Below are 5,231 nucleotides of genomic sequence, written 5' to 3' on the forward strand. Positions count from 1 at the left end.
TTCTCACATCCGCACCCTCTCCCCATTTCCCCATCTCCCCATCTCCCCATCTCCCCTTCTCCCCATCTCCCCATCTCCCCATCTCCCCATCTCCCCATCTCCCCATCTCCCCATCTCCCCATCTCCCCATCTCCCCATCTCCCCACCTCCCCATCTCCCCATCAATTAATCACCTGATTATCATCTTTTAGCAGGAATAAATTTAATTGGTATTAACAAGAGGGAGAGCTCCCCTGAAACTCACTTAATGTAGAGTGGGTTGGGTTAACAATACCTTCGCGCTTGGTCACTTTAATAAAGGTTAGGAATAGGATTTTAAAATCAAGCCAGAGATTCCACTTATCAACGTACCAAACATCACATTTGAATTTATTTTCCCAACTAATGGTGTTGCGACCATTAACTTGTGCCCAACCCGTAATACCAGGTTTCACCTCATGGCGGCGTGCTTGTTCACAATTGTAGCGATCTAAATACTCCACCAGTAAAGGACGAGGTCCGACAAAACTCATATCCCCTTTCAGAACATTCAAAAGTTGAGGAAGTTCATCTAAACTGGTTTCCCGTAGAAATTCACCAATTGCGGTCAGGCGTTCTTCATCGGGAAGTAGATTACCATCGCCGTCGCAATCATCGGTCATGGTGCGAAATTTATAGAACTTGAAAAGACGACCATCTTTCCCCGGTCTTAGTTGGGTGAAAACAATTGGTCTTGCCATACTGAAGTAGATTGCGATCGCAATAATTAGGATAACAGGCGATAAAACAATCAGAGCGGTAGCAGCAATCAATCTGTCGGCAATCTCTTTAATTAGTTGTTGTAATTTATTGCTAGAAAAATTGTTAGTCATAGTTCAATCAAAACACCAAACTTTTTTCTATTATTAAATAAAAAATATAACGTTTGAACTGGGATGTGTTGCCACAATGGCTATTACTAGTGATTAATGACTAATCATGCACACACTTAAAATCCCACGACTTGTATAACGTGGGATGATTTAATATCAAAGATATTCACTTGGAGATGGGGATATGGGGAGATCAGAAGATCGGGAAATGAAATTGATGTGTAACCGTAATCAGCGAGAATTGGTATTATCCCCCCAAAGATCGGCAGCTAGTAAACCTTAAACCTACCCTAGGGGAACGCCAAGGGCGAACAACTTTAAACTTTTAACCTTCAACCTTAAACCTTAAACCTTAAACCTCGAAACCTTAAACCTTCAACCTTCAACCTTCAACCTTCAACCTCGAAACCTTCAACCTTAAACTTTAAACCTTAAACCTTCAATAAAAACTGCTTGAATTAAGCCCATCTGTTTACATAGAGTCATTGTAAACAGGCCAAAGTCCAGTGCCTAAAGGTGTCAAAATGCGATCGCTTATTGCTTCACTATACAAAGCCTCATGGAGTTCCAGAATGTTTTGTAAATCATAAGCACTCATTTGCTCCCGTCCACGTTTGCCCATAGCTAAGGCGTCTTCAGGATGGTCTAATACCCAGGTCATGGCCTGAGCGATTCCCTCGATATCCCCCACCTCAACCAAAAGACCACAGTCTCCTGCCAGCAAATCCCTAGTGCCACGGATATTAGTCCCAATCACTGGTGTTTCCAGACACAAGGACTCCATCACACTTCTAGGAAGTCCTTCTTGTTCTGAAACCAACAGTGTTGCGATGGACGCTTGTATCAGAGTCGGAATATCCCGGCGGAAACCAAGGAAATGTACTTGATGTTTAATGCCTAGAGCTGATGCCAAGTCTTGCATTTGTTGAGTCCACTCTTCATCTCCATCTCCTGCCAATGCCAAGTGGACATCAGATCGCTCCAAACAGGCAAATGCCCTTAAAATATCCTGATGATGCTTACGAGGGATAAACTCAGCAACTGACAAAAATAGTGGATTTTTCGGTGCTATTCCCAGCTCCTCGTAAACCGCCATCACATCAGCTACAGGAGTCGAATCAAAATTGTAGTATTCCAAATCAACACCGATTCCTGGCATATAACGAATCTGTTGTGGTGGCACTATATTATAGTGATTAGCTGCATCTTTATCCTCATGATTAATTACTACTAAGTAGTCAGTCCAATGTCCAGCCAATTTTTCCAATGTCAGGAACAAAGCATTTTTTAAAGGTTGTCCCCCACCATAGAAGTGAAAGCCATGAGCGGTGTAAATTACCCTGGGTTTTTCCTGCTTTCTCAAACCCCTTAGAGCATAACGAGTAATAAAAGCCGCTACTGGGGTATGTACATGAACAATATCATAGTTCTTCTGAGCAATTACTTCTTGGATAGTTCGTGGAGCCAACAGTAGATTCTGTGGATCCAAGGGATTCCGTGACCACTGCACATCCCAAACCTGGTCAAAAGCTGCCAAGCATTCCTCACAAGCCGAAACTCCCTGAGCCATAGCATCTACCCGCCAGCCTTCAAACCGAAAGTGGTGAGCCAAGGGAAGCAGGAAGCCACGGATTGTATCCGGAATAGTAGTTATTATTAAAAGTCTATTCATGATTATTTATTACTCAATACTAGTTATCTTGGTTTACAATAATTAAAATATCCCTAATTAGCTATCAGGATTCATGACTGACGCAATCAGCACTATTTTTAAGCTAAAATAAGTTCATATAAGCTCTCATATTGCTCGACAACTGAGTTGATAGAAAAAGAATCAATAATTCTAGACCTTGCTGCTTTTCCTAACGCTTTCCTACCTTCATTACCCATCAAAATTAGCTCTTTCCAAGCCCTAGCCAATGCTTCTGAGTTTCTTGGGGGTACCACTCGTCCCGTATTACCCACAATCCAGGCTGAATCACCCACATCTGTTACCACACAGGGAACACAACTCGACATAGCCTCTCCAATAACTAAAGGAAAGGCTTCCCCATAGGCAGAAGCCACAGTATTAATATCGAGAGCAGCAATCAGGCGAGGAATATCACTGCGTTCTCCTAGTAAGTGAAAATGATTCGATAGTCCTAAGTCCTGAATCAACGAAGATAAAAAATTATTCTCTTGATCAACCTCTGTGCCAACCATAATAAAATGTACATCAGGAAAGTCTTTGACTAACAATGAAGCAGCCCGGATAAAATTAGAGTGATCCTTCATGGGATGATAACGACCAATCAATCCGATTAAAATCGATTGTTCAGACAAGCCTAACTCAGAACGAAAAGCTGCTCTAGCTTCAAGGGATGGTTTAAATAAAGAGGTGTCAAATCCATTCGGAATTACACAGCTGTTTTCCGAAGAATATCCCAAGGCTTCATGCTGTAATTTACTTTGATTAGATACAAAGCAAATTCCCTGGATAAATTTAGAAATAATAGCGCCACTTCTAATCAGTGATGCTGTCATTTTAGTCTCAGAGGACAAGGAATAAACTGAATGATGAATGCTCCACAAAAGTGGAATTTTATGGGAATAAAAACTACTAGCTAATTTGGCAGCTATATTCCCGTGATACATCCACCCCTGAATTAGATCAGGCTTGAGAGTATTCACCGTATTAATTAAATTAGAGAATGCCTTTAGGGTTGGAATCTTTCCTGGTTCAAGACCAATATGAGCAACAGGTATACCCAAAGATTCAATGCGATCGCCTACCGTATCACGCCCCATTAGAGACAGTACCACTGGACTAAAGCGGTTTCGGTTTATCTTGGATAGGAGATGATATAACATCAACTCCGCACCTCCTATAGAGACTCCAGTGGTAAGGTATAGTATTTTCATAATCTATAGTTCTTTTTCCAATAAACCTTGCTAACGAAAGATAGTAATAGACCCATAGCCGCAAAAAACCAAAAATTAGCAATTAGGTAAGCCTCTGGGTCACCAAAGGTAATAAAATCTATCCAGGTTACAGCTGTTAAAATATAAATAAATGGCATCCAGTATATTGTATGTAGCTGATTATTAAAAATAGTTTGTAGATAACGACCAATCCAACCAAAACTCAACGATATGATAATTAGTCCGATCCAAGACATACTATAGATACCAAAGGCCAGTATACCTGGTGGGATAGCAAACTCATTGGAGCCTATGATATTTGCTGTATTCTCAAAGGATAGGGTTTCTGGGAACTCCATATTAGTCAGACGTTCCGGTATTAAGGAAAGCACCCCATAGTAGATATCCAGAAATAGCCGCATTGGATAATGATTATTAAAAGCTGCATCTAGGGAATGAACTGGAAACACAAAGTTCTCTACTAGTTCGATAATGCTAAAGCTTTCATTGGAACCACTGTCCAGAGATTGTCTAAAGCGTTCCACCACAGCAACATAGCCATCTGGCAAAGCACTTAAGCTAAAAAACAGGGTTTTGCCGTGAATCAGAAACAGAGCAGCACTAGAGACAAAAGTAAGGGTGAAAGTAAAGGAAAATTTTCCAGTTTTCAGGACATAAACTAAATAAAAACCGATAATGTATCTGACAAAAGGAATACGCCCAGCTGTTAAAGTTGCTGAAATCCAGGAAGCGACTACAGATAGCAAAAACAAACTAAATAGGATAAATTTACCTTTTTTTAGGTTGCTAAAAAATACCAGGGCTGCCAATAAATAAGAGGCAAAGAATGAAAAGAACATAAAATTCTTAAAAAAAACCAGGTTGCCACTTTCAACCGTGGTTGAGCGAATCAGGTGGCTTTTAGCAAGGGCTACCATAACGCCACCATACTGAGAGCCATAGATTTGAATAGATAGACAAGAAAATAGCAGCAGCAAAATAGCAAAGACAATCACAACATTGTCACTATAGCTCTTGATAGTAATCGTTTTCCCAAATTTTTCAGCTGACTTAGAATAGAAACCAATAACAATCAGAACGTATCCCACAAATATAGCAATAACTGTTTGTGGGTTGTCAGTGTATAAGGTATTTCCCCAGTTCAACTCATGCCTAGCATTTTCTAGGTTAGCTGATAAGACAAATCCTGGAAAAGCATAGACAAGAAAGAAAATCAAGTTAGCCAAGGTCAGGAAATCTAACTTACCGGTTTTTTTTCGTTTTATTTCGGTAAGCAACATACATAAGATTAGTCCCAAGTAAGCTGTGGCTAACATAGTCAATTATTTCTATAGCAAAGGGAGTAGGGAGTAGGGAGTAGGGAGTAGGGAGTAGGGAGTAGGGAGTAGGGAGTAGGGAGTAGGGAGTAGGGAGTAGGGAGTAGGGAGTAGGGAGTAGGGAGTAGGGAGTAGGGAG

4 protein-coding genes are annotated in these 5,231 nt (G+C 40.8%); all 4 read right to left on the reverse strand.

Annotated elements, in window-relative coordinates:
• Positions 1-212 precede the first annotated feature (212 nt).
• The 4 genes from F6J99_RS41705 to F6J99_RS41720 all read right to left on the reverse strand — a co-directional run bounded on the left by F6J99_RS41705 (position 213) and on the right by F6J99_RS41720 (position 5,092).
• Positions 213-851, reverse strand: a complete 639-nt coding sequence (locus F6J99_RS41705; RefSeq protein ID WP_293122470.1) for a sugar transferase — start codon at positions 849-851, stop codon at positions 213-215.
• A gap of 472 nt (positions 852-1,323) precedes the next feature.
• A complete protein-coding gene (locus F6J99_RS41710) occupies positions 1,324-2,523 on the reverse strand; it encodes a glycosyltransferase family 4 protein (protein ID WP_293122473.1) in 1,200 nt (399 codons plus the stop codon).
• A 98-nt stretch (positions 2,524-2,621) separates the two neighbouring features.
• Positions 2,622-3,755 carry a glycosyltransferase gene (locus F6J99_RS41715; RefSeq protein WP_293122476.1) on the reverse strand — a complete coding sequence of 378 codons (1,134 nt, stop codon included), beginning with the start codon at positions 3,753-3,755 and terminating at the stop codon, positions 2,622-2,624.
• Complete coding sequence (locus F6J99_RS41720) at positions 3,752-5,092, reverse strand: hypothetical protein (protein WP_293122479.1); 1,341 nt, start codon at positions 5,090-5,092, stop codon at positions 3,752-3,754. The genes F6J99_RS41715 and F6J99_RS41720 overlap by 4 nt, the downstream gene beginning before the upstream one ends.
• Between the last annotated feature and the right edge of the window lie 139 nt (positions 5,093-5,231).

Source organism: Moorena sp. SIO4G3 (assembly GCF_010692305.1).
Lineage (GTDB): Bacteria > Cyanobacteriota > Cyanobacteriia > Cyanobacteriales > Coleofasciculaceae > Moorena > Moorena producens_A.